This is a genomic window from Rummeliibacillus sp. POC4 (assembly GCF_003576525.1).
Classification (GTDB): Bacteria; Bacillota; Bacilli; order Bacillales_A; family Planococcaceae; genus Rummeliibacillus.
In genome coordinates this window covers 1-1,195 of sequence record NZ_QWUA01000124.1, presented here as the reverse complement: position 1 = coordinate 1,195, position 1,195 = coordinate 1, and the positions used below count along the sequence as shown (strand labels likewise).

Annotated in this window: 3 protein-coding genes; 2 read left to right on the top strand and 1 reads right to left on the bottom strand. The window is 33.9% G+C overall.

What is annotated here, in order from left to right; translation table 11 throughout:
* Both D1606_RS18095 and D1606_RS18090 read left to right on the top strand, forming a co-directional pair.
* A partial coding sequence (locus D1606_RS18095; RefSeq protein ID WP_158582435.1) for a protein rep occupies positions 1–295 on the top strand: 295 nt, incomplete at its 5' end.
* Between the two features lie 36 nt (positions 296–331).
* A complete protein-coding gene (locus D1606_RS18090; protein WP_233548170.1) occupies positions 332–589 on the top strand; it encodes a DUF5839 family protein in 258 nt (85 codons plus the stop codon).
* 52 nt (positions 590–641) lie between these two features.
* Here the strand turns inward: D1606_RS18090 and D1606_RS18085 are convergent, their stop codons facing one another.
* Positions 642–1,091: a hypothetical protein gene (locus D1606_RS18085; RefSeq protein WP_119417406.1), complete on the bottom strand. Its 450-nt coding sequence runs from the start codon at positions 1,089–1,091 to the stop codon at positions 642–644.
* Positions 1,092–1,195: the final 104 nt, after the last annotated feature.

Genomic DNA, 1,195 nt, shown 5'->3' with positions numbered 1-1,195 from the left:
AATTCAAGCAGCAGTGCAAGAAACTGCAAAGTATTCGGTGAAAGATGCTGACTATTTGACTGGTAATCTAGAAAATGATTTAGAAGTTGTAAAAGACTTGGAAGAAGGTTTATACCGTAAGCGAATGATTGCATACGGTGGTTTGTTAAAAAAAATACATAAGCAATTGAATTTAGATGATGTTGAAGAGGGCGACTTAGTTCGAGTAGATGATGAGGATTCAGATATTGAGGAAAAAGCGTATTCGATTGTGGCTCGATGGAACTGGAAAGCACAGAATTATTTCATTCATTAGGAAAATTGATAAAGTTGATGATTGGAGAGGATATTGATGGAGAATAATACACTTTCAGGATTTCATATTAGAAGCAAAAAGGGCGATCCGTTGAAACTATATCCCAAAAAATATACGTGGCATATTCCAAAATATTTACGTGAATTAAACATTCAACCAGGTGATATTGTTGCTGTTGGAAAAGCAAAATCGCCTTTTTTAGTAACGGAAGTTTTTCGAGAAGAATTAGAAGACACAGGGAAACGATATAAAAGAGTCGTATCAGTTTTTGAAAAAGCACCAGTAAAAAATTAAGTGAAAAAGGATTGAGAGTAGCAAAGGCACGAATATTTTTCGTGCCTTTTATTTAGTCGTCAATATAAACTCGGACAGTATCTGATTCTAATTTGCCTTTCATTTTTAAATAGATTTCAGCAAAATCACCATCCACATATTTTTCGACATCAATATTTGAACTGCAAGTTTTTTCTGAAGTTCCAGTTTTCGGTCCTTTGAATTCGATATCTGTCCTGACAGTATCATCAGAACTTATATCTTGTTCATAAATGTTCACTGTAATTGTATTGCCTGCATTGACTCCGGACATACAGACTCTAATATCACCACCACCTGAATTAACAGGTCTTGTAGTTACCCATCTTGATGCATAAATTCCATATTCACTGTTGAGTAAACCATCCCATTCGCCAGCTCCGAGTGGTTCGATTTCATTGTTTTCACTAGCGAAAACCATTGTTGGGATTATAGTGGCTGTAATTGCAAAAGCAATCAATCCTTTACGAAACCTTTTTTTCATGTATAACACCACCTAATTATTTTTATTGTTACATTCTATAAAGATAAATAATTAACCTTTATTTTCTGTTGAAAGTATAAAGTTGTATAGGAGAAAAAATGAGA

Excerpts from the sequence above, each read along its gene's own strand:
- D1606_RS18090 (WP_233548170.1), top strand. The coding sequence starts at position 332 with ATGGAGAATAATACACTTTCAGGATTTCATATTAGAAGCAAAAAGGGC.
- D1606_RS18085 (WP_119417406.1), bottom strand. The coding sequence starts at position 1,091 with ATGAAAAAAAGGTTTCGTAAAGGATTGATTGCTTTTGCAATTACAGCC.